21 protein-coding genes are annotated in these 20399 nt (G+C 72.7%); 13 read left to right on the top strand and 8 right to left on the bottom strand.

Going from position 1 to position 20399, the window contains the following annotated elements; translation table 11 throughout:
* Positions 1 to 23 precede the first annotated feature (23 nt).
* Entirely contained in the window at positions 24 to 1196 is a 1173-nt protein-coding gene (locus tag ACIRQF_RS33620; RefSeq protein WP_404098182.1) for an Ig-like domain-containing protein, read from the bottom strand.
* 110 nt (positions 1197 to 1306) lie between these two features.
* Positions 1307 to 2539: a hypothetical protein gene (locus ACIRQF_RS33625; RefSeq protein ID WP_404098184.1), complete on the bottom strand. Its 1233-nt coding sequence runs from the start codon at positions 2537 to 2539 to the stop codon at positions 1307 to 1309.
* Positions 2540 to 2660: 121 nt separating this feature from the next.
* Between ACIRQF_RS33625 and ACIRQF_RS33630 the strand changes: the two genes are divergently transcribed.
* Positions 2661 to 3947 carry a cytochrome P450 gene (locus ACIRQF_RS33630; protein ID WP_404098186.1) on the top strand — a complete coding sequence of 429 codons (1287 nt, stop codon included), beginning with the start codon at positions 2661 to 2663 and terminating at the stop codon, positions 3945 to 3947.
* Here the strand turns inward: ACIRQF_RS33630 and ACIRQF_RS33635 are convergent.
* The gene (locus ACIRQF_RS33635) at positions 3910 to 4656 is read right to left on the bottom strand and encodes a hypothetical protein (RefSeq protein WP_404098189.1); all 747 of its coding nucleotides are present in this window, start codon (positions 4654 to 4656) and stop codon (positions 3910 to 3912) included. The genes ACIRQF_RS33630 and ACIRQF_RS33635 overlap by 38 nt on opposite strands.
* A 117-nt stretch (positions 4657 to 4773) precedes the next feature.
* Here ACIRQF_RS33635 and ggt point away from each other — a divergent pair, with 117 nt between their 5' ends.
* Positions 4774 to 6582, top strand: a complete 1809-nt coding sequence (gene ggt, locus ACIRQF_RS33640) for a gamma-glutamyltransferase (protein WP_404098301.1) — start codon at positions 4774 to 4776, stop codon at positions 6580 to 6582.
* Between the two features lie 109 nt (positions 6583 to 6691).
* Here ggt and map read toward each other — a convergent pair whose 3' ends face one another.
* The gene (map, locus tag ACIRQF_RS33645; RefSeq protein WP_404098191.1) at positions 6692 to 7459 is read right to left on the bottom strand and encodes a type I methionyl aminopeptidase; all 768 of its coding nucleotides are present in this window, start codon (positions 7457 to 7459) and stop codon (positions 6692 to 6694) included.
* A 33-nt stretch (positions 7460 to 7492) separates the two neighbouring features.
* Between map and ACIRQF_RS33650 the strand changes: the two genes are divergently transcribed.
* The 7 genes from ACIRQF_RS33650 to ACIRQF_RS33680 all read left to right on the top strand — a co-directional run bounded on the left by ACIRQF_RS33650 (position 7493) and on the right by ACIRQF_RS33680 (position 14563).
* Positions 7493 to 7765, top strand: coding sequence for a helix-turn-helix domain-containing protein (locus ACIRQF_RS33650; protein ID WP_404098194.1), 273 nt, complete (start codon positions 7493 to 7495; stop codon positions 7763 to 7765).
* Positions 7766 to 7972: 207 nt separating this feature from the next.
* Entirely contained in the window at positions 7973 to 8359 is a 387-nt protein-coding gene (locus ACIRQF_RS33655; RefSeq protein ID WP_404098305.1) for a PPOX class F420-dependent oxidoreductase, read from the top strand.
* Between the two features lie 70 nt (positions 8360 to 8429).
* Positions 8430 to 9704, top strand: coding sequence for a UL36 very large tegument protein (locus tag ACIRQF_RS33660; protein ID WP_404098197.1), 1275 nt, complete (start codon positions 8430 to 8432; stop codon positions 9702 to 9704).
* 246 nt (positions 9705 to 9950) lie between these two features.
* A complete protein-coding gene (locus ACIRQF_RS33665) occupies positions 9951 to 10793 on the top strand; it encodes a nitrilase-related carbon-nitrogen hydrolase (RefSeq protein WP_376633484.1) in 843 nt (280 codons plus the stop codon).
* The gene (locus ACIRQF_RS33670; protein WP_404098201.1) at positions 10790 to 12070 is read left to right on the top strand and encodes an aspartate aminotransferase family protein; all 1281 of its coding nucleotides are present in this window, start codon (positions 10790 to 10792) and stop codon (positions 12068 to 12070) included. The genes ACIRQF_RS33665 and ACIRQF_RS33670 overlap by 4 nt, the downstream gene beginning before the upstream one ends.
* Positions 12071 to 12131: 61 nt before the next feature.
* Positions 12132 to 13535, top strand: a complete 1404-nt coding sequence (hydA, locus tag ACIRQF_RS33675; RefSeq protein WP_404098204.1) for a dihydropyrimidinase — start codon at positions 12132 to 12134, stop codon at positions 13533 to 13535.
* A gap of 11 nt (positions 13536 to 13546) precedes the next feature.
* The gene (locus tag ACIRQF_RS33680) at positions 13547 to 14563 is read left to right on the top strand and encodes a TIGR03842 family LLM class F420-dependent oxidoreductase (protein WP_376633479.1); all 1017 of its coding nucleotides are present in this window, start codon (positions 13547 to 13549) and stop codon (positions 14561 to 14563) included.
* A gap of 306 nt (positions 14564 to 14869) precedes the next feature.
* Here the strand turns inward: ACIRQF_RS33680 and ACIRQF_RS33685 are convergent, their stop codons facing one another.
* A complete protein-coding gene (locus tag ACIRQF_RS33685; RefSeq protein WP_376633477.1) occupies positions 14870 to 15253 on the bottom strand; it encodes a hypothetical protein in 384 nt (127 codons plus the stop codon).
* 284 nt (positions 15254 to 15537) lie between these two features.
* Between ACIRQF_RS33685 and ACIRQF_RS33690 the strand changes: the two genes are divergently transcribed.
* The 3 genes from ACIRQF_RS33690 (at position 15538) to ACIRQF_RS33700 (ending at position 17410) form a co-directional block, all read left to right on the top strand.
* Positions 15538 to 15924, top strand: a complete 387-nt coding sequence (locus ACIRQF_RS33690; protein ID WP_404098208.1) for an ATP-binding protein — start codon at positions 15538 to 15540, stop codon at positions 15922 to 15924.
* Between the two features lie 161 nt (positions 15925 to 16085).
* Complete coding sequence (sigK, locus tag ACIRQF_RS33695; RefSeq protein ID WP_376633473.1) at positions 16086 to 16652, top strand: ECF RNA polymerase sigma factor SigK; 567 nt, start codon at positions 16086 to 16088, stop codon at positions 16650 to 16652.
* Positions 16649 to 17410, top strand: coding sequence for an anti-sigma factor domain-containing protein (locus tag ACIRQF_RS33700; protein ID WP_404098213.1), 762 nt, complete (start codon positions 16649 to 16651; stop codon positions 17408 to 17410). The genes sigK (ACIRQF_RS33695) and ACIRQF_RS33700 overlap by 4 nt, the downstream gene beginning before the upstream one ends.
* 115 nt (positions 17411 to 17525) lie before the next feature.
* On the opposite strand, the gene ACIRQF_RS33705 is transcribed toward ACIRQF_RS33700, so the two are convergent.
* From ACIRQF_RS33705 to sigK (ACIRQF_RS33715), 3 genes are all read right to left on the bottom strand, one after another.
* A complete protein-coding gene (locus ACIRQF_RS33705; protein WP_404098216.1) occupies positions 17526 to 18209 on the bottom strand; it encodes an alpha/beta fold hydrolase in 684 nt (227 codons plus the stop codon).
* A gap of 172 nt (positions 18210 to 18381) precedes the next feature.
* Positions 18382 to 19131, bottom strand: a complete 750-nt coding sequence (locus tag ACIRQF_RS33710) for an anti-sigma factor domain-containing protein (RefSeq protein WP_382480965.1) — start codon at positions 19129 to 19131, stop codon at positions 18382 to 18384.
* On the bottom strand, positions 19128 to 19715 hold the full coding sequence (gene sigK, locus ACIRQF_RS33715; RefSeq protein ID WP_376633465.1) for an ECF RNA polymerase sigma factor SigK: 588 nt from the start codon (positions 19713 to 19715) through the stop codon (positions 19128 to 19130). The genes ACIRQF_RS33710 and sigK (ACIRQF_RS33715) overlap by 4 nt, the downstream gene beginning before the upstream one ends.
* 377 nt (positions 19716 to 20092) lie before the next feature.
* On the opposite strand from sigK (ACIRQF_RS33715), the gene ACIRQF_RS33720 reads away from it, so the two are divergent.
* Entirely contained in the window at positions 20093 to 20332 is a 240-nt protein-coding gene (locus ACIRQF_RS33720; protein ID WP_306311021.1) for a chaplin, read from the top strand.
* Positions 20333 to 20399 lie beyond the last annotated feature (67 nt).

A 20399-nucleotide genomic window follows, 5' to 3' on the forward strand; every position in this document is an offset into this window, starting at 1 on the left:
TAACGATTGGCGGAACAACGCCTTCAGCGCAGGGCGCTCTTCGCCTGCCAGTCGGCCCAGCTCAGGTTCCACTCCCCGTAGCCGTTGTTCAGCGCCTGGGTCCCCTTGGCATCGGAACCGGTGATCTCGAACGGGTCCCCGACCTGCACCAGGTCGTACACCGACCGGGCGTTCGCGTCGCTCATCCCGATGCAGCCCGAGCTCTTGTTGGCGTTGCCGAAATAGGCCGCGTTCCACGGCGCCGCGTGGGCGTACATGCCCGACCAGGTCAGCCGCATCGAGTAGTCGACCATCTTGTCGTAGGCGTCACCGAGCCCGACGGTCTCGGAGCGCATGTTGATGGTGCCCTCCTTGGACATCAGGACCGTCCTGCCCCGCCAGGACGCCTTCTCGCCGCCGGGCGTGCCGGCCGACATCGGCAGGTCCCGAACGACCGCGCCGTCCCGCAGCAGCCGGAGCCGGTGCGTGTCGAGGTCCACCTTCACGACCTGGCTCCGGCCCACCGTGAACGTGGTGCTGTAGTCGCGCACGAACCATCCGCCGGCGCCGGAGTCGACGCCGTTCAACTCGGCGTCGAGCCTGACCTTGGTGCCGGACTTCCAGTACTCCTTCGGGCGCCAGTCGACCCGGTCCTTGCCCGACCAGTCCTGCATCCAGCCCCAGGAACCCTCGGTGCGGTCCGAGGTGCTGACCTTCAGGCGCCGCTCCACCTCCGCCTTGTTCCGCACCGGGTGGTCGAACACGATCGACAGTGGCTGCGCGATGCCGACCGTGGTGTCCTTGCCCGGCGCCAGGGTCAGCTTGTTCACCTTGCCCGCCGCCGCCGTCGCGAAGCCCGCCTTCGCGCCGCCGCCCTCGCTGTCCCGTACGTCCACGGCGTACGCGGTCCCCGGCGCCGCCGGCCGCGCCGAGGTCCAGCTCCTCCCGTCGGCGGAGACCTTCCCGGCCAGTGTCCCGCCCTTGTCGTCCGTGACCGTCACCTGCCGGAGCCGCGGCCCCTCCGTGAGCGTGACGACCACCGGCGCGCCCGCCTTCGCCCGCTCCCCGGTCAGGTTGACCGCGATCCGCGTACGCGGCGCGTCCTCCGCGGACCCCTTGGCGTCACCCGCGCCCCCCGCCCCTCCGTCGCACGCGCCGAGGGTGACGGCGAGTGCGGTGGTGACGAACAGGGCGGCGGGCACGGGTATACGGCTCACGGGAACGACCTCCGGTGGTGATCTCTTACGAGGGGAGAGAGTCCCTGCGCCCGGAGACGGTTCCGTACATGTGGACTATTTCCGTGATGTCGGATGTGAGATGGGCGACGTCAGAAGCGGTCGAGGAGGTCGACGGCCTCCGCGAGGTCGGCGCGCGCCTCGGCGTGGTGCCGGGTCGCGACGAGGAACGCGGCCCGGTCGGTGAGGGCCTCGGGGAGCGCGCGGCGATCGCCGGGCAGACGGCGGGCAAGGGCGACGCCCTCGTCGAAGAGGGGTCGCAACGGCTCCTCGACCTGCCAGGTGCGGCTCTCCCAGCGCAGTGCCGCACGGCGGATCAGCCTGCGGTGCGCCGCGAGCAGTTCCGGAAGGCGCCCCTCGGCGCGCAGGGCCTCCGTCTCCTGTTCCAGGCCGGGAAGGGACGCGAGGTACGCCTCCCGCACGTCGGGCGACCAGCCGTGGACGTGGTAGGTGCCGAAGGACGGCATCGGGGCCCCCGGGGTCGCCACGGGCTCGGCCTGCCTTCCCGACAGCTGGAGCAGGACGAGCCAGGGGGCGAGGGTGCTCCCCCAGTTCTTGGCCTCACCCGTGCGCACCAGCCCGTCGAGCACCACGAGGGCCTCCCGCCGGGCCGCCCGGGCCGCCGCACCCCGTCCGGCGGCGTCGAGCAGGCCGGAGAGATGGAGCAGCTCGGTGGCGAGCGAGCCCAGCGGCATGTCCCCCGCCGCGGCGCTGCGGCGCGTCCCCGCCACGAGCTCCGCGAAGACCTCCACGGCCTCCTCCCGCCGCCCGGCGGCGTCCAGTTCGGCCGACCACTCGGCCAGGCTCCAGAACCGCGACCACGGCTCCACGGTGCGAGCGGCCCTCCCGCACAGCTCGGCCGCCTCCGCGTGGCGGCCCTCCTCGGCCAGGACGACCGCGAGCCGCCCGGGCGCCCCGGCCTCGGCCAACTCCTCGCACACGGCCTGGCCTTCCGCCCGGCGTCCGAGGGTGAACAGGCCCCGCTCGTAGGCGCCCAGCGTGCGGCGGAGCACCTCCGCCCGGTTCGGCTCCCCGGCGCCGATCCGTCGCGCGGCCGCCGCCGCCTCGGCGTGCAGCGCCGTGCGGACCTCCGGGCGGTCCCGGAGCTCGTCCGCGTAGCCCCACGAGACCAGCGCCTCGGCGAGCTTCGGCAGATACGCCCGCGGACTCACCTCCGCCAGCACGCGATACGCCCCGACCTCCTCGGTGAGGGTCCGCCGCCCCGACCCCAGCAGCAGCACCCGCGCCCGCAGCACCGCGTCCTGGTCGTACGTCCCCGTGTTCCCGCTGTTCCCCATGTGCCCCCTGTTCTCCGTGTGTTGCACGACGGAGATTCTGGGAGTCGGAGGACAGCCCGGACAAGGCTCGCGAACTGTGCGTTCCGTCCTACGAAAACCGCCTCTGACCTGTCATGATGGTGACGTCTTCACCCGAACGGGAGGGCCGGTGGGGAACACGGGCGACACACCCGACGTCTTCGACCCGCGGATCTACGCCGCAGGGATCCCGCACGACCGCTTCCGCGCCCTGCGCGACCACCGGCCGGTCGCCCGCCAGGAGGAGTACGAGGTCCTCGGCTGGCCCGCCGGACCCGGGTTCTGGGCCGTGACGCGGCACGCCGACGTCGTACGGGTGCTCAAGGACGCGGCCGGGTTCTCCTCGTACCTCGGCGCCACCCAGATCCGCGACCCCGACCCGGCCGACCTGCCGTTCATCCGGCGCATGATGCTGAACCAGGACCCGGCCCCGGGCCCGGCGAAGCCCTCGGGCCCGGGCGAGCCCCCGCACCACGGCCGGCTGCGGCGGGTCGTGAGCCGCGCCTTCACGCCCGGGCGGATCGAGCGGTTCGCCACGACCGCACGCGGACGGGCCCGTGAACTCCTGGCCGCGGCAAGGGAGTCGGGCGGCGAGGAGATCGATCTCGTCCGGACCGTCACCGACGACTACGCCCTGCTCAACCTCACCGACCTGCTCGGCGTGCCCGCGAGCGACCGCGGGCTGCTGCACGCCTGGACCGAGCGCGTCATCGCCTACCAGGACCCCGACGAGCCACCCGTCCTCGACGCCGCGGGACGTCCGGTCAACCCCCGCTCACCGGCGATGCTCGCCGACATGTTCGGCTACGCGCGGGAGCTCGCCGCGTACAAACGCGCGCACCCCGCCGACGACATCATGACCGTCCTCGCGGAGTCCGAACTCCTCGACGCCGAACTGGAGATGTTCTTCTTCCTGCTGACCGTCGCGGGCAACGACACCGTCCGCAGCGCCGCCCCCGGCGGGTTGCTGGCCCTCGCCGAACACCCCGACGAGCGGGGCCGGCTGTGGCGCGGCGAGGTCGGCACGGGTACGGCCGTGGACGAACTCCTGCGGGTCCACCCGCCGGTGCTCTCCTTCCGGCGCACCGCCGCCCGGGACACCGAGCTGGCCGGGGTGCGGATCGCGGCCGGCGACAAGGTCGTCGTCTTCCACGCCTCCGCCAACCACGACGAGCGGGTGTTCGCCGACCCGCACCGGATCGATCTCGCCCGCAGCCCCAACCCCCACGTCTCCTTCGGTGACGGCCCCCACGTCTGCCTCGGCGCGCACTTCGCCCGGCTCCAGCTCCGGCTCCTCTACGAGGAGACGCGGACGGCCTGCGCGGACCTGGAGCCCGCGGGAGCGCCCCGGAGACTGGTCTCCAACTTCATCAACGGGATCAAGACGCTTCCCGTGCGGGCTCACTGGCGGGCGTGACCACCGGCGTCCGCGCCTGCCGGGTCACGTCCGCCACCAGCTCGACCACATCGGGTCCGTAGGCCGCGGAGTTGATCACCTTGAGGAGCAGCACGAACGAACCGCCGCGGTAACGGCGGGCGAGCCGCTCGTGGTGCCGGGCCAGATAGCGGGTCGCCGCCTGGTTGTTGATGGCCCGCTGCCCGCAGAAAAGGAAGACCGGGCGGGCGCCCTCACCGGCGGTGAGCCGCGCGAGCAGCACGTACTCGGAGACGCCCGGCTCCATGCGGTACACGTCGTCGCCGATCCGTATCGCGCCATGCTCCTCGGCCGGCTCCCGGGCCACGCTCATCCGCAGCCCCGGCAGCAGACTGCCCAGATGGGCGCCCATGCGACGGTTCGCCCCCGGGCCGCCCACGCAGAACTCCGTGCGGTCGCCGAAGCCCTGCTGCGCCAGATCGTGCTGGACGATCTGCGCGTGCGCCCCGCAGTCCTTCACGAGCGCGGAGAGTTCGAGCAGCGCCGACACGTCGTAGCGGTGCACCGCACTGTCGCTGCCGGCCTCCCGATGGACCACCAGCAGGCACTCGGAGTGGTTCGGCAGCCCGAAGAAGGCCTGCTTCCGGCGCAGTTTGCGACGCCACAGGTAGGTGCGGGTCAACCAGCCGAGGGAACCGCTGAGCCCGGTGGCGAGTACGCCCAGGACGACGTTGCGCACGTCTTCGTTCATGGGCGCGCATGCTACTGGGCATCGGTCGGCCGTTCGAGAGGCGGTCCTGACGGGAGGCCGGGGCAGAAGTTACGCTGCGCGGACGGTCGTCGACTGGAGGTAGTGATGCAGTCTCGGTTGCGGCGTTCCGCCGTCCGTAACGGCTCGATCCTGGCTGTCGCCGCGACGGTGCTCTCGGTGGGCGCCGCCGCGCCGCCGCCCGCCGTGTCGGCCCACCCGGCTCCCGCGAAGGTGCCCGTCGCCACCGGCTGGGGCGGCGCCGTCGCCAGCGTCGACGCGGACGCCTCCGCCGCCGGCGTCGAGGTGCTGCGCAAGGGCGGCAACGCGGTCGACGCGGCCGTCGCCGTGGCCGCCGCCCTCGGGGTCACCGAGCCGTACTCGGCCGGCATCGGCGGAGGCGGCTACTTCGTCTACTACGACGCCAAGACCCGGACGGTCCACACCGTCGACGGCCGCGAGACCGCCCCCGGCTCCGCCGACGCGAACCTCTTCGTCGAGAACGGCAAGCCCATCCCCTTCGAGGAGGGCATGACCAGCGGGCGCGGTGTCGGCACCCCCGGCACCCCCGCCACCTGGGAGACCGCTCTCGACGCCTGGGGCAGCAAGCCGCTCCGCAAGCTCCTGGAGCCGGCCGAACGCCTCGCCCGCGACGGCTTCACCGTCGACGCCACCTTCCGGTCCCAGACCGCCGGCAACGAGGCCCGCTTCCGCGACTTCCCGGCCTCCGCCGAACTCTTCCTTCCCGGTGGACAGTTGCCGGTGGTCGGCGCGACCTTCAAGAACCCCGACCTGGCCCGCACGTACGAGCGGCTGGGCCGCGAGGGCGTCGACGCGCTCTACAAGGGGCCCCTCGCCCGCGACATCGTCAACACCGTCCGGCGCCCCCCGGTGCGCGAGGGCGCCACACGGGTGGTCCGCTCCGGTGACCTCACCGAGGACGACCTCGCCGGCTACGACACGATCCGGCGGCGGCCCACGAAGGTCTCCTACCGCGGCCTCGACGTCTACTCCATCGCCCCGTCCTCCTCCGGCGGCACCAGCGTCGGCGAGGCCCTCAACATCCTGGAGGGCACCGACCTCGCCCGCGCCTCCCAGGCCCGCTATCTGCACCGCTTCATCGAGGCCAGCCGGATCGCCTTCGCGGACCGCGGCCGCTGGGTCGGCGACCCGGCCTTCGAGGACGTGCCCACCCGCGAGCTGCTCTCCCAGCGGTACGCCGACTCCCGGGCCTGCCTGATCCGCGACGACGCCGCCCTGACCAGCCCCCTCGCACCCGGCGACCCGCGCGACCCGAAGGCCTGCGCGAGCGGCGGAACCGCGGCACCGACCACGTACGAGGGCGAGAACACCACTCACCTCACCGTGGCCGACAAGTGGGGCAACGTCGTCGCCTACACCCTCACCATCGAGTCCACCGGCGGCAGCGGCATCACCGTCCCCGGGCGCGGCTTCCTGCTCAACAACGAGCTGACCGACTTCTCCTTCGCCCCGGCGAGCCCGGCCGTGCACGACCCCAATCTGCCCGGCCCCGGCAAGCGCCCGCGCTCCTCGATCTCCCCGACGATCGTCCTCGACAAGGCCGGCCGACCCGTGCTCGCGCTCGGCTCCCCGGGCGGCGCCACCATCATCACCACCGTCCTGCAGACCCTCACCGGTGTCGTGGACCGCGGCCTGCCGCTCGTCGACGCCATCGCCGCGCCCCGCGCGAGCCAGCGCAACCAGACGACCACGGAACTCGAACCGGCCCTGTGGAACAGCCCGTTGAGGGCCGAGCTGGAGGCGATCGGGCACGGCTTCCGGCAGAACCCGGAGATCGGTGCCGCCACCGGCGTCCAGCGCCTGCCCGACGGACGCTGGCTGGCCGCCGCCGAGACCGTCCGCAGGGGCGGCGGTTCGGCGATGGTGGTGCGACCGGACGCGGGGTAGGGCCGAGGGTGACGGCCGCGCGCGAGTGGCGGTCGGCGGGCGGGCAGGTGCCGGGCGGCGGCCGGGCGGGCCGTCTGCACCGGTCGCCGCACGTGGGCCGAGCGAGGACCTAGAGGGCCGTCAGGATGCGCGGGCCGGCGTCCGTGATCGCCACCGTGTGTTCGGTGTGGGCCGCGCGCGAGCCGTCGAGCGTACGGATCGTCCAGCCGTCCCGCGCCGTGTAGTGGGCGTCGCGGCCGCCGCCGATCAGCATCGGCTCGATCGCGACCACCATGCCGTGTCGCAGCGGCATGCCCCGGCCCCGGCGTCCCTCGTTGGGGACGTCCGGTCCCTCGTGCATCGTGCGGCCCACGCCGTGCCCGCCGAGCCCGTCCGGGATGCCGTAGCCGGCCCGCCGGCAGACCCGGCCGACGGCGTGCGCGATGTCCCCGACGCAGTTGCCGACCACGGCCGCCGCGATCCCGGCCTCCAGGGCCTCGTACGCCGTCTCGATCAGCCGGGTGTCCTCCGGGCGCGCCCGGCCGACCGTGAAGCTCACGGCCGAGTCGCCGACCCAGCCGCCGAGCACGGCCCCGCAGTCCGCGCTCAGCAGGTCGCCGTCCGCGAGCCGGGTGTCGTCCGGGACGCCGTGCACGATCGCGTCGTTCACCGAGAGGCAGACCACCGCGGGGAAGGGCACCGGCGCCCAGTCCGGGTGGTAGTCGAGGAACGGCGAGCCGGCGCTCGCCGCCGTGAGCACCTCGCGCGCCGCCCGGTCGAGCTCGGCGAGCGTCACCCCGGGCGCCGCCTTCTCCCGTACGGCCGCCAGGGCCTGGGCCACCACCCGTCCCGCCTCGCGCATGAGCAACAGGTTCTCGTCCGACTTGATCTCCACCATGCCAATTACTATACCGGTATTAGAATGGGCCCCATGGTGCGCACCCCCCTGACCCCCGAAGAGCGCGAGCGCGGCGAACGGCTCGGCAGCCTCCTGCGCGAGGCCCGAGGCGACCGCTCGATGGCCGAGATCGCGGCCGCGGCCGGCCTGTCCGCGGAGACCCTCCGCAAGATCGAGACCGGCCGCGCCCCCACCCCCGCCTTCTTCACCGTGGCCGCCCTCGTGGCGGTCCTCGGGCTGTCGATGGACGAGCTGGTGACGCGGTGCGCCCTCGTCCCCGCGGCGGTGCCGTCGGAGGCCGCCTGAAGGCCGGACGGGGGGGGCGGGACGAGCGCGGGTGTCGCGCGGGGGAGGGCCGGCCGCGCGGGTCGGACCGACGCCGCCGCTCGCGCCCGGCCGGCCTGCCGGGGCCGGGCGTCGGATCCGGCGACTGCCCGCCGCCGCAGGCGCCCTGGCGCGGGGGACCCTCGGGCGCGCGGGCGGTCCGGCCGCTGCGTAAGCTCGGCGCTCGTGATGCCCGAAGAGCTGCGGCACGGCCGCTACGTCAGCCTGACCACCTTCCGGAAGAACGGCACCGGGGTCGCCACCCCCGTCTGGTACGCGGTCGAGGGCGAGGAGCTGTACGCCTGGACACGCACCGACTCCTGGAAGGTGAAGCGGCTGCGCAACGACCCGCGGGTCGTTGCGGCGGTCTGCGACATGCGGGGGAACATCGCGGAGGACGCCGTACGGGTGGAGGGCACGGCCCGGCTGGTCACGGGTGAGGAGCTGCGCCGGGTTCGCCGCCTCCTCTCCCGCAAGTACACCTGGCAGTACTGGGCGGTCGACTGGCCCGCCACCCTCTTCCGCCTCGGCAGGCGCCCCCACACGGGCATCGTCGTGAGCTTCACGGCACCCTGACCGAAAACTCTGTGTAGCCGTCCCGTAACACGCCTGCGGTCCAATGCCGGTCGGACCGAAAGGCAGTGGCATGACGGTGCACCAACTCCCGGCGGACGTGGCGGCGTTCACAGCCTGGCTGGGCGGCCTGGCCGGCCGCCTCGACCCGGACGCAGGCTGGTACGGAGTCTTCCTCACCCGCGACCCGCAGGGAATGCGGGCCTGCTTCGACGGCACCGACATCCTGCCCTGGGACGTCGTGGAGTCCCTCCTCCACGACCTGGCCGAACCACCCGACGGCCCCGGGGCCGCCCGGGGCCGCGCCCTGCACGAGGCCGCCTCGGCGGCCCACGACCGGGCCCCCGGCCGAGCCGCGGCCCTGAGGGAACGCCGCGAACTGATGCGGCACGAGGCCCGGTACGCGGAGACCCGGATCCGAGAACTGGGCGCGTCGCCGCACCTCGCCGACGAACTGGCCTGGGCCCGGGACGACCTGACCCGGGCCCGCGCCCGGGAGGCGGAGCTGACGGCGCGCCTGGCCCGTCTGGCCGCCGCCCCGCCGGCGTCCCGCCCCGCCGGTGCCGCGGCGCCGCCGGACCCGCCGCCCCGGCGCCGCCCGCGAGGGGCCCGGTACGCCTGGCTGGACGCCCCGGAACCCGCCCCGGCCCCCGAACCGCCCCTGGCCCCGGATCTTCCGCCCGCCCCGGCGGCGGCCCCGCGTGGCGCCCGCTTCGCGGCCCGGCCCGCCGCCCCGGCGACACCCCCCAGAGGCGCCCGCTTCCCGGTACCCCCGCCCGAGCCCGCCCCGGCGCCACCCGCCCCCTCCGCCGCCACCGCCGAGCAGGCCGTCCGCGCCGCCGGCAACGCCGTCCACGCGCTGCGCCGACTGCGCGCCCAGGGCCGCAGCGGCGAGGCACACGCCCTGCTCTGCCAAGCGCTCGCCGGGCCGCCCGCGTGGCTGTCGGCACTCGCCGCCGAACTGCACGCCGCCGGACTCGGCGCCGACTGGGCCACCCTGTTGTGGGAGGCGGCCTCGCTGCCGCCGGCCCGGCTCGCCGCCGTCGCGGGCGCCCTGGCCGACGCGGGCCGCCCGTACGACTGCGACCGACTGCTGCGCCAGGGCGTCGCGCGCCCGGTCGAGGAACTGGCCGGCGCCTGCGCGGCCCTGCACGCCGAGGGCCACCACGCCGAGGCGCAGGCCCTGCTCACCGCCTTTCTCCGCGCCCGCACACCCGAGGAGGCGGCCCACCTCGCCGCCACCGACCCGAACGCGCTCGGCCCCGCCCTCCTCGCCGCCGCGCGCACCGTCTCCCCGGCCTGCGAACGCGACCTGGTCCACGCCCTCAGGGTCTCCGGGCGGGGGTGAGGTGCCCCCTCACGACCAGGGGGTCCCGGACGCCGAGGCGCGCGGAACCGGTCCCGAGCGAGATCGGTACGCTCCCGGACGTGTCGGTACGTGTCCGACGTGGACCACTCGGGTATGAAACATGATCGACTCCGCTGCTTCACGGCAGTGGTCTTGCTCCGGGGTGTGACGGGGCTTACGTTCTCCTCCTACGCATCGCGTCTACGTGCGTAGAGGCTCTCTGACGCCGTGCCGAAGGAGCAGCTCATGACCGACGTCGTACGCGCCGCGCTCGTCCAGGCGACCTGGACCGGCGACACCGAATCCATGATCGCCAAGCATGAGGAGCACGCCCGCGAGGCGGCCCGGCTGGGGGCCAAGGTCATCGGGTTCCAGGAGGTGTTCAACGCCCCCTACTTCTGCCAGGTGCAGGAGCCCGAGCACTACCGCTGGGCCGAGCCCGTGCCCGACGGGCCCACGGTGCGCCGCATGCAGGAGCTCGCCCGGGAGACCGGGATGGTGATCGTCGTGCCCGTCTTCGAGGTCGAAGGCGCCGGCTTCTACTACAACACCGCCGCCGTCATCGACGCCGACGGCTCCTACCTCGGCAAGTACCGCAAGCACCACATCCCGCAGGTCAAGGGATTCTGGGAGAAGTACTACTTCCGCCCGGGCAACGCCGGCTGGCCCGTCTTCGACACCGCCGTCGGCAAGGTCGGCGTCTACATCTGCTACGACCGCCACTTCCCCGAGGGCTGGCGCCAGCTCGGGCTCAAGGGCGCCCAGTTGGTCTACAACCCCTCCGCCACGCACCGGGGTCTCTCCTCGTACCTGTGGCAGCTGGAACAGCCCGCCGCCGCCGTCGCCAACGAGTACTTCGTCGCCGCCATCAACCGCGTCGGCGTCGAGGAGTACGGCGACAACGACTTCTACGGCACCAGCTACTTCGTCGACCCGCGTGGCCGGTTCGTCGGCGACGTCGCCTCCGACAAGGAGGAGGAGCTCGTGGTCCGCGACCTCGACTTCGGGCTCATCGAGGAGGTCCGCCAGCAGTGGGCCTTCTACCGCGACCGCCGCCCCGACGCCTACGACGGGCTGGTGCAGCCGTGAGCAGCCTCCACGACCGCCACCGCGCCGTTATCCCCGACTGGGTCGCCCTCTACTACAAGGACCCCATCGAGCTCACCCACGGCGAGGGCCGCCACGTCTGGGACTCCGACGGCAACCGTTACCTCGACTTCTTCGGCGGCATCCTCACCACCATGACCGCCCACGCCCTCCCCGAGGTCACCAAGGCCGTCGCCGAGCAGGCCGGGCGGATCATCCACTCGTCCACGCTCTACCTCAACCGGCCGATGATCGAGCTCGCCGAGCGGATCGCCGCCCTCTCCGGCATCCCCGACGCCCGCGTCTTCTTCACCACCTCCGGCACCGAGGCCAACGACACCGCCCTCCTCCTCGCCACCGCCTACCGCCGCTCCAGCCAGATCCTGGCGATGCGCAACAGCTACCACGGACGCTCCTTCTCCACCGTCGGCATCACCGGCAACCGCGCCTGGTCGCCCACCGGCCTCTCCCCGCTCCAGACCCTGTACGTGCACGGCGGCGTCCGCACCCGCGGCCCCTACGCCCAGTACAGCGACGAGCGCTTCATCGACGCCTGCGTCGCCGACCTGGAGGACCTGCTCGGCCACACCCGCGACGTCGCCGCCCTCATCGCCGAACCCATCCAGGGCGTCGGCGGCTTCACCTCCCCGCCCGACGGCCTCTACGCGGCCTTCCGCCGCGTCCTCGACCGGCACGGCATCCTGTGGATCGCCGACGAGGTGCAGACCGGCTGGGGCCGCACCGGCGAGCACTTCTGGGGCTGGCAGGCGCACGGCCAGGCCGGCCCCCCGGACATGCTCACCTTCGCCAAGGGCATCGGCAACGGCATGTCCATCGGCGGCGTCGTCGCCCGCGCCGAGATCATGAACTGCCTCGACGCCAACTCCATCTCCACCTTCGGCGGCTCTCCCGTCACCATGGCCGCCGGGCTCGCCAACCTCTCCTATCTGCTGGAACACGACCTCCAGGGCAACGCCCGCCGGGTCGGCGGACTCCTCATCGAACGGCTCCGCGGCATCACCGCCGGCATCGACGCCGTACGCGAGGTCCGCGGCCGGGGGCTGATGATCGGTGTCGAGATCACCGAGCCCGGCACGGACCGCGCCGCCCCCGACGCCGCGGCCGCCGTCCTGGAGGCCACCCGCGCGAACGGCCTGCTCATCGGCAAGGGCGGCGGGCACAACACCAGTGCCCTGCGCATCGCGCCCCCCATGTCGCTCACCGTCGCCGAGGCCGAGGAAGGCGCCGCGATCCTGGAACAGGCCCTCCAGTCCCTCTAGTTCGCGTCCCTCCGGTTCGCGACCCCGTCAGCGATCCCCCTAGTTCGCAGGGAGAAGTCCCGTGAGCACCCGCACCCTCATCCGCGGCGGTCTCGTCGTCACCGCCGCCGACGAGATCCACGCCGACGTCCTCGTCGAGGACGGGCGGATCGCCGCCCTCGCCGCGCACGGCTCCGACATCGCCGCCGGCTGGACCGCCGGCCGCGTCATCGACGCCGCCGACCGCTACGTCATCCCCGGCGGTGTCGACGCCCACACCCACATGGAACTGCCCTTCGGCGGCACCTTCGCCTCCGACACCTTCGAGACCGGCACCCGCGCGGCCGCGTGGGGCGGCACCACCACGATCGTCGACTTCGCCGTGCAGAGCGTCGGCCACTCCCTGCGCGAGGGCCTCGACACCTGGTACGCCAAGGCTGACGGCAACTGCGCCGTCGACTACGGCTTCCACATGATCCTCTCCGACGTCAACGAGCACACGCTGAAGGAGATGGACCGTCTCGTCCAGGAGGGCGTCTCCTCGTTCAAGCTCTTCATGGCCTACCCGGGCGTCTTCTACAGCGACGACGGGCAGATCCTGCGCGCCATGCAGCGCGGCGCTGCCAACGGCGGCCTGATCATGATGCACGCCGAGAACGGCATCGCCATCGACGTCCTGGTCGAGCAGGCGCTCGCCCGCGGTGAGACCGACCCCCGCTACCACGGAGAGGTCCGCAAGGCACTCCTGGAGGCGGAGGCCACCCACCGCGCCATCCAGCTCTCCCGCGTCGCCGGCTCCCCGCTCTACGTCGTGCACGTCTCCGCCGAGGAGGCCGTCGCCGAACTCGCCGCCGCCCGCGACAAGGGACTGCCGGTCTTCGGCGAGACCTGCCCGCAGTACCTGTTCCTCTCCACGGACAACCTGGCCGAGCCAGGCTTCGAGGGCGCCAAGTACGTCTGCTCCACCCCGCTGCGGCCCCAGGAGCACCAGGCGGCGCTCTGGCGCGGGCTGCGCACCAACGACCTCCAGGTCGTCTCCACCGACCACTGCCCCTTCTGCTTCAAGGGTCAGAAGGACCTCGGCCTCGGGGACTTCTCCAAGATCCCCAACGGACTGCCGGGCGTCGAGAACCGCATGGACCTGCTCCACCAGGCCGTCGTCGACGGGCACATCTCGCGCCGCCGCTGGATCGAGATCGCCTGCGCGAGCCCGGCCCGGATGTTCGGCCTCTATCCGCAGAAGGGGACCATCGCGCCGGGCGCCGACGCCGACGTCGTCATCTACGACCCGCACACCACGCAGACCCTGTCCGCGGCCACCCACCACATGAACGTCGACTACTCCGCGTACGAGGGGAGGACCGTCACCGGCCAGGTCGAGACCGTCCTGTCCCGCGGCGAACCCGTCATCGAACAGCGGAAGTTCACCGGACGCGCCGGACACGGCAGCTTCGTCCCCCGCTCCACCTGCCAGTACCTGAACTAGGAGACCGCCCCTTGGACTTCGGACTCGTCCTGCAGACCGACCCGCCCGCCTCGGAGGTCGTCGGCCTGATGCGCCGGGCGGAACGCAACGGCTTCCGCTACGGCTGGACCTTCGACTCCGCCGTGCTCTGGCAGGAACCCTTCGTCATCTACAGCCGGATCCTCGAACACACCACCAAGCTGCACGTCGGCCCCATGGTCACCAACCCCGGCACCCGCACCTGGGAGGTCACCGCCTCCACCTTCGCCACCCTCAACGACATGTACGGCAACCGGACGGTCTGCGGCATCGGCCGCGGCGACTCCGCCATGCGCGTCGCCGGCCGCCGGCCCAACACCCTCGCCCGGCTCGGCGAGGCCATCGACGTCATCCGCGACCTCGCCGAAGGCCGCGAGGCCCTCGTCGACGGCAACCCGGTCCGGATTCCGTGGGTGCGCGAGGGCAAGCTGCCCGTATGGATGGCGGCGTACGGGCCGAAGGCCCTCGCCCTCGCCGGCCAGAAGGCCGACGGCTTCATCCTCCAGCTCGCCGACCCCTTCCTCACCGAGTGGATGGTCAAGGCCGTCCGCGCGGCGGCCCGGGACGCCGGCCGGGACCCCGACGCCCTCACCATCTGCGTCGCCGCCCCCGCGTACGTCACGGCCGACGACTCACCCGGGGCCCTGGCCCACGCCCGTGACCAGTGCCGCTGGTTCGGCGGCATGGTCGGCAACCACGTCGCCGACCTGGTGTCGAAGTACGGCGAACACTCCTCGATGGTCCCCGAGGAGCTGACGGCCTACATCAAGGACCGCCAGGGTTACGACTACTCCCACCACGGCCGCGCCGACAACCCGGACACCACCTTCGTCCCCGACGAGATCGTCGACCGCTTCTGCCTCCTGGGCACCGCCGAGGCCCACGTCGAGAAGCTCCGCCACCTGGAGAGCCTGGGCGTCGACCAGTTCGCCGTCTACGACATGCACGACAACCGCGAGGCCACCATCGACGCGTACGGCGCCGAGATCATCCCGGCGATCAACGCCTGACACGGATCGGCCGGCCTCCCCACGGCCGGCGCGACGTGGTGCCGGCCCACCGAAGAAGGAAGGCCCGCCGGCGCGACCTCGGAAGTCCTCTCGCGGACTTCCGAGGTCCTGCGTGTCGTGCCCGCGCGGTCGGTACCGCGTGAGCCGCGCGATCGCGTCCGGAGACGCTTGAAGCAGCGTCGGACGTTCTCCGGCCCTGCGCCTCGGCTTCGCCACCGGCATCAACGGGGATGACGTCCTGCCGGCCGCTCGCGGACGGGACCGAGGACCAGGCCTAGGGGCCTGATCCTCAGGGGTAGCAGCTGTTCACCGGTGGTGGCAGTCCCAGTGGCCCTTCACCCAGTAGTGCTCCCAGTGGGCGGGCACATAGACCCACTTGTAGGAGTGCTCGTGGCTCCAGTAGCCCCGGTGCCAGTCGCCGTGCCTGTCGTGATAGCCCGGGTGCCACGTCTTGTGGTGGGTCCACTTCTTCTCCCAGTGGCCCTTCACCCACTTCTTCTCCCAGTGCCCCTTCTTCCACTCGCACCGGTCGTGGTGGTCGTGACGGTCACCAGCCACGACGGTCGAGACGGATGTGGGCGCGGGTGCCGCGGTGGCCGTGCCGGACATGCCGAGCGCGGCGCCGCCGGCCAGCAGTCCCGCCGCCGCGGCGGTTGCCACCAGACGACGGGCGCGCATGGACGCGGTCATCGGACGCACCTCCCTCGATTGATCGACTGTCGGAGCACGTCGAGCACACGCCGTGCGGTTCGAACGGCTGCTTCGCCGTGCGGGGTCATGAGGGATTCGTAGCCGCCCCGCCGGCAGATGAAGGAGCGCCGGAAAACATCCTCATCAGGGTCGCCCCCCCATGACCGATCCGTCATCCGTGGTCGGAGCGGCTACGAATCCCTCACACAGGAACCCCTCGCCTCCAGGGAGCGGTCATGACCGTCACCGCACCACCCTTGACGCCCAGCGCCACGTGCCTTGTCGTGGCTCTTCCCTGGGGGCTGCAAAGCCCGGCTGCCGCCCGCCGTATCGCGGCCGGATGGCTGGAAGCGACCGAGTGCACCCGGACGGCCGACGCCGTCCTGATCGTGTCCGAGCTCGTCACCAACGCCGTCCGTCACACCCGCGGCCCGTGCCTCCTGACCCTGGCCGGGCACGGCGGTTTCCTGGACATCGCGGTCAGCGACCACAGCGAGGACATGCCCGACGTCCACCGTCCCGCGGGTGGCGCTCAGCGGGGCGGATTCGGCCTGGAGATCATGCGCTACCTGGGAGACTCCCTGAGGGTCGTTCCTCGTATCGGCGGCAAGACCGTGCACGTCGCCCTGCGGGTCCGCGCACCGGCACACGACCGCCGACGGCCCACGTGACGACCTCCGGCCCCGACCCCGGACTCACCCGGCCGGAGCGGCCACGCTGCACGACCCCGCCGAAGACGGCAGAGTCGAACGAGTCGCGCCGCCCGAGCAGGGCTACTCCGTCGCGCGGCCGGGCGACCGACCGACCGAGGCACGATGACGGGGGACGACCGTTGCCGCACCCATCCGAACCGAACCCCCCTCTCGACGCACTCCTGCTCCGGGCGGCCGACGGCGACCGGGAGGCGTTCGCCCACGTCTACGACGCACTGGCCCAGCCGGTGATGGGGCTTGCCTGCCGGATCCTGCGGGACGCCAGCCAGGCGGAAGAAGTCACGCAGGATGTCATGATCGAGGTATGGCGGACAGCAGACCGCTTCCGGCCCGACCTCGGAACGGCGAAGGCGTGGGTGCTCACCCTCACCCACCGGCGCGCCGTGGACCGGGTGCGTACCATCCAGGCGAGCAAGGACCGCGAAGTACGTGCCGGGATGCTGTCGCCCGACCGGGACTTCGACCAGGTCGTCGAGACCGTCGAAAGCAGCGACGAACGGCGCCGTGTCCACCAATGCCTGGCGGCCCTGGGACGCCTCCAGCGTGTGCCCCTGGTGCTCGCCTACTACCAGGGGATGACCTACCTCGAGGTGGCACGCTCCCTGTCCACCCCCGAGGGAACGGTGAAGTCCCGCATGCGTAAGGGCCTCGAACAGCTGCGTGCCTGCCTGGAGGCCGGATCATGACCACGCCGGAAGATCCCCACCTCGGCGCCGCGGCATACGTCCTGCACGCTCTGCCACCCGCGGAGGAAGCCGCCTTCGAGAATCATCTCGCCGGCTGCGAGAGCTGCCGCCAGGACGTCGCCGAGTTCGAAAGGACCACCGCCCGGCTCGCCTCCGCCGAGACCGCCCCGGTACCCGAGGGGCTGCGCGCGCGCATCATGGAGCAGGTCTCCCGTACGCCGCAGGACCGGCGCAGTCCCACCGCCCGGCCCGGTGGCAGCTCGCGCGGCCGGACCGGCCTGCGTCTCGCGCTCGCCGCGAGCATCGTGGCGGCGGCCACGCTCGGTGCCGTCGCCGCCCGGGAGCACGCGGACGCCGAACAGGCACGTGCCCAGGCGGCACGGGCCCAGGAGCAGGCCCGCACCGCGAGCAGCACCTTCGCGGACATCGTCACCGCCCCCGACGCCACCGTGCACGCCGGTGCACTCGCCGGCGGAGCCAAGGCAGCCGTCGTCGTCTCCCGCGAGCAGGCCCGGGCCGCGTTCACCGCCCGCGACCTCCCCACGCTGCCGAGAGACAGAGCGTACGAACTCTGGTACGCCGACAAGACCGGCGACCTGCGTCCCGCAGGCCTTCTGGACGACAACGACGACCAGGCGACACGTGTCCTCGACGGGCCCCTGGGCAACGCGGTCGCCGTCGGTATCACCGTCGAACCCGCCGACGGCTCCGCCCAGCCGACCACCGAACCCCTCGGCATCATCTCCATCAAGACCTGAGCCACGAGCGCACCGGGCACACCTCGCCCTGCGGGGAGGGGGGCGGGGGTTTCGTCCTCCCGGAGTGCGCGGGTGATCCGTCAGCAGTCGGGTCGTCCGGCACGGCGGACGGGAGTCAGAGACGGTTTCCAGGGCCGTCGGAGCGGGCGAACACTTCCGTGCTGTCCGTCGGGGCTCCGGGGAAGGGAGCGAGTCCGAGGAGAGCCGCCGCCGCTTCCGCTGTGAAGCGGTGCCACTGGCGGGCGTCACGCATCATGGCGTGGCCACCTCTGGGCATCGCGATGCCTGCGACGCGGGCCCCTGCCGTGCGGGCGCGGGTGAGGAAGGCCCAGGTATCCGCGGCGGACGTGACCCTGTCGGCCTCGTCGTGGAGCGCGACGACCGTACGGTCGTGCAGGTGTACCGCCGGCTCGCCCGGGGGACACCAGGGGGCGAGTGCGACGACTCCCCTGACGCCGGGGTCGGCCGCGGCGCGCAGCGCGGCCCGTCCTCCGAGAGAGTGGCCGACCAGGACGACGGGCACGGAGCCGGTGAGCGCCCGCAGTTCGTCCAGGGCCCTGCGCGTGTCGGCGACCGGATGAGCGTGAGGGCCGTTCCAGCCGCGGTAACGGTAGCGGACGTGGGCGACGAGGACTCCGTCGTGTGCCGTGGTGCGCGCGATCGCGCCGGCGAAGGGCCGCATCCGCCACGCGGGCAGGTTCACCGGCGGCAGTGGCCCCAGGTCGTCCGCCCGGCCGCCGTGCAGGACGAGGACCGCCGCCTTCGCCTGAGAAGGCGGCGGTCCGGTGAAGACGGGCACCAGAGCCGGTCGTGGTACCCGATGCGCGTTCGCTGCTGACGTGGGCACGTGCCACCTCCCAGGCCGTGGAGCGTACCGGCGGGCCGGTCGAGGAAGGAAGCCGCTGGTACGGGCGGCGTACGCGGTGTACACGGACCGTGGCCGGCGGAGAGTGTTCGGTGCGGGTATCCGGTCAGGCGGGAAGGGCCATCAGGAGCAGGGGGTCGGTGGTGGGCCGGGGCGAGCCTCCGGTGGGTTCGAGGGTGAGGCCGACGGCGCCCGCGTCGGCGGGGTTCCCGGCGAGGATCACGGTGCCGTCGTGGTCGATCAGTCCGGCCGGGCGCATGGTGCCGTCGTGGTCGAGCCACAGCTGGTAGGTCTTCCCGGCACCGGGCGCGGGCAGGTTGGCGGCGGTGAAGACGGCCTTGTCCTGCTGGTCGGAGGTCACGACGGTCGTCAGAGCCCCATTGGCGGCCTTGCCGTGAACGGTCCGGGCATCCGGCGCCGCCAGGACGGAACCGACCGCGTCGAGCTGCTGCCGGGCCTGTCGGGCCTGCTGTTCGAGCTCCTGTCCGTTCTGCGTCTGCCAGACCGCGACGCCTCCCAGCACGGCGGCGGCCACGCTGGCGGCGAGCGCCCAAGGCACCGCGCGTCGGCGGAGGAAGCCACCGAGCGCGGGCGTCACGCTGGGGGCGGGGACGCGCGGGGGCAGCTGGCGTACGCCGTCGATGGCAGCCATGACCTGTGTCTTGGCCGCGGCCGGGGGATTCTGGGAGACCGCCGCGGCGAGGCGGGCCGTGGTGGCCTCGAACTCGGCTGCTTCCTGCCGGCATGCCTCACACGTCCGGAGGTGGGCGTCGAAGTCCTTGCGCTCGTCGTCGTCGAGTGCGCCCAGGGCATAGGCGGCGACGAGGGTGTGGGCGTCGGTGGCGTGGTGGTTCATGTGGTCACCCCCATGCAGTCGCGGAGCCGGATGAGCCCGTCGCGCATGCGTGTCTTGATGGTGGGAAGAGGCGTGCGCAGGGCTTCGGCGACTTCACGGTAGGTCAGGCCCTGGTAGTAGGCCAGGGTCACGGCCTGGCGCTGGAGCTCGGTCAGGCCGCGCAGGCAGCGTCTCACCTGTTCGGACTCCAGCCGGGTTTCGACCTGTTCGGCGACCTCGTCGAAGGCGGTGGCGTGCTCGCGGGCGGCCTGGGCGTGCTCGCGGTCCGTGGCGGCCTGGGCGGAGCGGACCCGGTCGACGGCCCGGCGGTGGGCGATGGTTGCCGCCCACGTTCTGACGGAGCCGGCATCGGGCCGGTACCGGGCGGCCTGGCGCCAGAGATCGATCATGACCTCCTGGGCGACCTCCTCCGACTGTGCCCGGTCGCGAACGACTTTGAGCACGATGCCGAAGACCAGGGGGGCGAGGGCGTCGTAGAGGGCGGAGAACGCCTGCTTGTCGCCGTGGGCGACCCGCTGCATGACGTCGCTGAGGTCGTTGGCCTCGGCGGGACGGCCGGTGCCGAAGGGGATCGGTTGGTTCACCTTTGCCGCTCCGGTCGTGGGGAGAAGGCGAAGGGACGGCCTGGGGAGGCCGTCGGGGGGCGGGGCGTCCATCGCATGCCGCTCCTTGTGTGGTCGCTCGTGTGGTGCCGGACCGTCCCCGGAGACGGTCCGCTGTGGGGAATCTGTTCGTGTGTCGCCCGTTCTTCGTAGCGGACGGCCCTGCGGATGGGAGGGCTCTTCGTCACCGGCACCACCTTCGGGTAACCCGTTCGAGCGAAGTGGAGCGCCGGCGCCAAACCGGCGGGAGAACGGTCGCGAAGACCACGAGTGAGGGGCTCCCGAAGACGTTCGAGGGAGATCCTCACGGGCCGGGCGGGACTTCCGCACGGCCGTCATCCTCACGGAAGGTGCAAGACATGGTGCGTGTACGACGAGGTCTGGCCGTGGCACTGGCCGCCGGCGCGGTCGTGGTGGCCGGAGGCTCGGTGGCGTCCGCCGACGCGGGCGCGCAGGGCGTGGCCGCGTACTCGCCGGGGGTCGGCTCGGGCAACCTCATCCAGGTGCCCGTCCACATCCCGGTCAACGCCTGTGGCAACACCGTCAGCGTCATCGGCCTGCTGAACCCGTCCTTCGGCAACACCTGCGTCAACGCCTGACCGACCGCCGCGGGCAAGAGCCCCGGTCCGCCCCGCCAGGACGGGGCGGTGCGGACCGGTGACCCTC

This window comes from Streptomyces sp. NPDC101191, assembly GCF_044767915.1.
Lineage (GTDB): Bacteria > Actinomycetota > Actinomycetes > Streptomycetales > Streptomycetaceae > Streptomyces.

Bases quoted from the DNA above. Each gene is read 5' to 3' on its own strand.
- ACIRQF_RS33685 (WP_376633477.1), bottom strand. From the start codon at position 15,253: ATGACCGCGTCCATGCGCGCCCGTCGTCTGGTGGCAACCGCCGCGGCG.
- ACIRQF_RS33710 (WP_382480965.1), bottom strand. From the start codon at position 19,131: ATGAACCACCACGCCACCGACGCCCACACCCTCGTCGCCGCCTATGCC.
- ACIRQF_RS33665 (WP_376633484.1), top strand. From the start codon at position 9,951: ATGACCGACGTCGTACGCGCCGCGCTCGTCCAGGCGACCTGGACCGGC.
- ACIRQF_RS33650 (WP_404098194.1), top strand. From the start codon at position 7,493: ATGGTGCGCACCCCCCTGACCCCCGAAGAGCGCGAGCGCGGCGAACGG.
- ACIRQF_RS33700 (WP_404098213.1), top strand. From the start codon at position 16,649: ATGACCACGCCGGAAGATCCCCACCTCGGCGCCGCGGCATACGTCCTG.
- map (WP_404098191.1), bottom strand. From the start codon at position 7,459: ATGGTGGAGATCAAGTCGGACGAGAACCTGTTGCTCATGCGCGAGGCG.
- ACIRQF_RS33720 (WP_306311021.1), top strand. From the start codon at position 20,093: ATGGTGCGTGTACGACGAGGTCTGGCCGTGGCACTGGCCGCCGGCGCG.
- ACIRQF_RS33655 (WP_404098305.1), top strand. From the start codon at position 7,973: ATGCCCGAAGAGCTGCGGCACGGCCGCTACGTCAGCCTGACCACCTTC.
- ACIRQF_RS33635 (WP_404098189.1), bottom strand. From the start codon at position 4,656: ATGAACGAAGACGTGCGCAACGTCGTCCTGGGCGTACTCGCCACCGGG.
- ACIRQF_RS33660 (WP_404098197.1), top strand. From the start codon at position 8,430: ATGACGGTGCACCAACTCCCGGCGGACGTGGCGGCGTTCACAGCCTGG.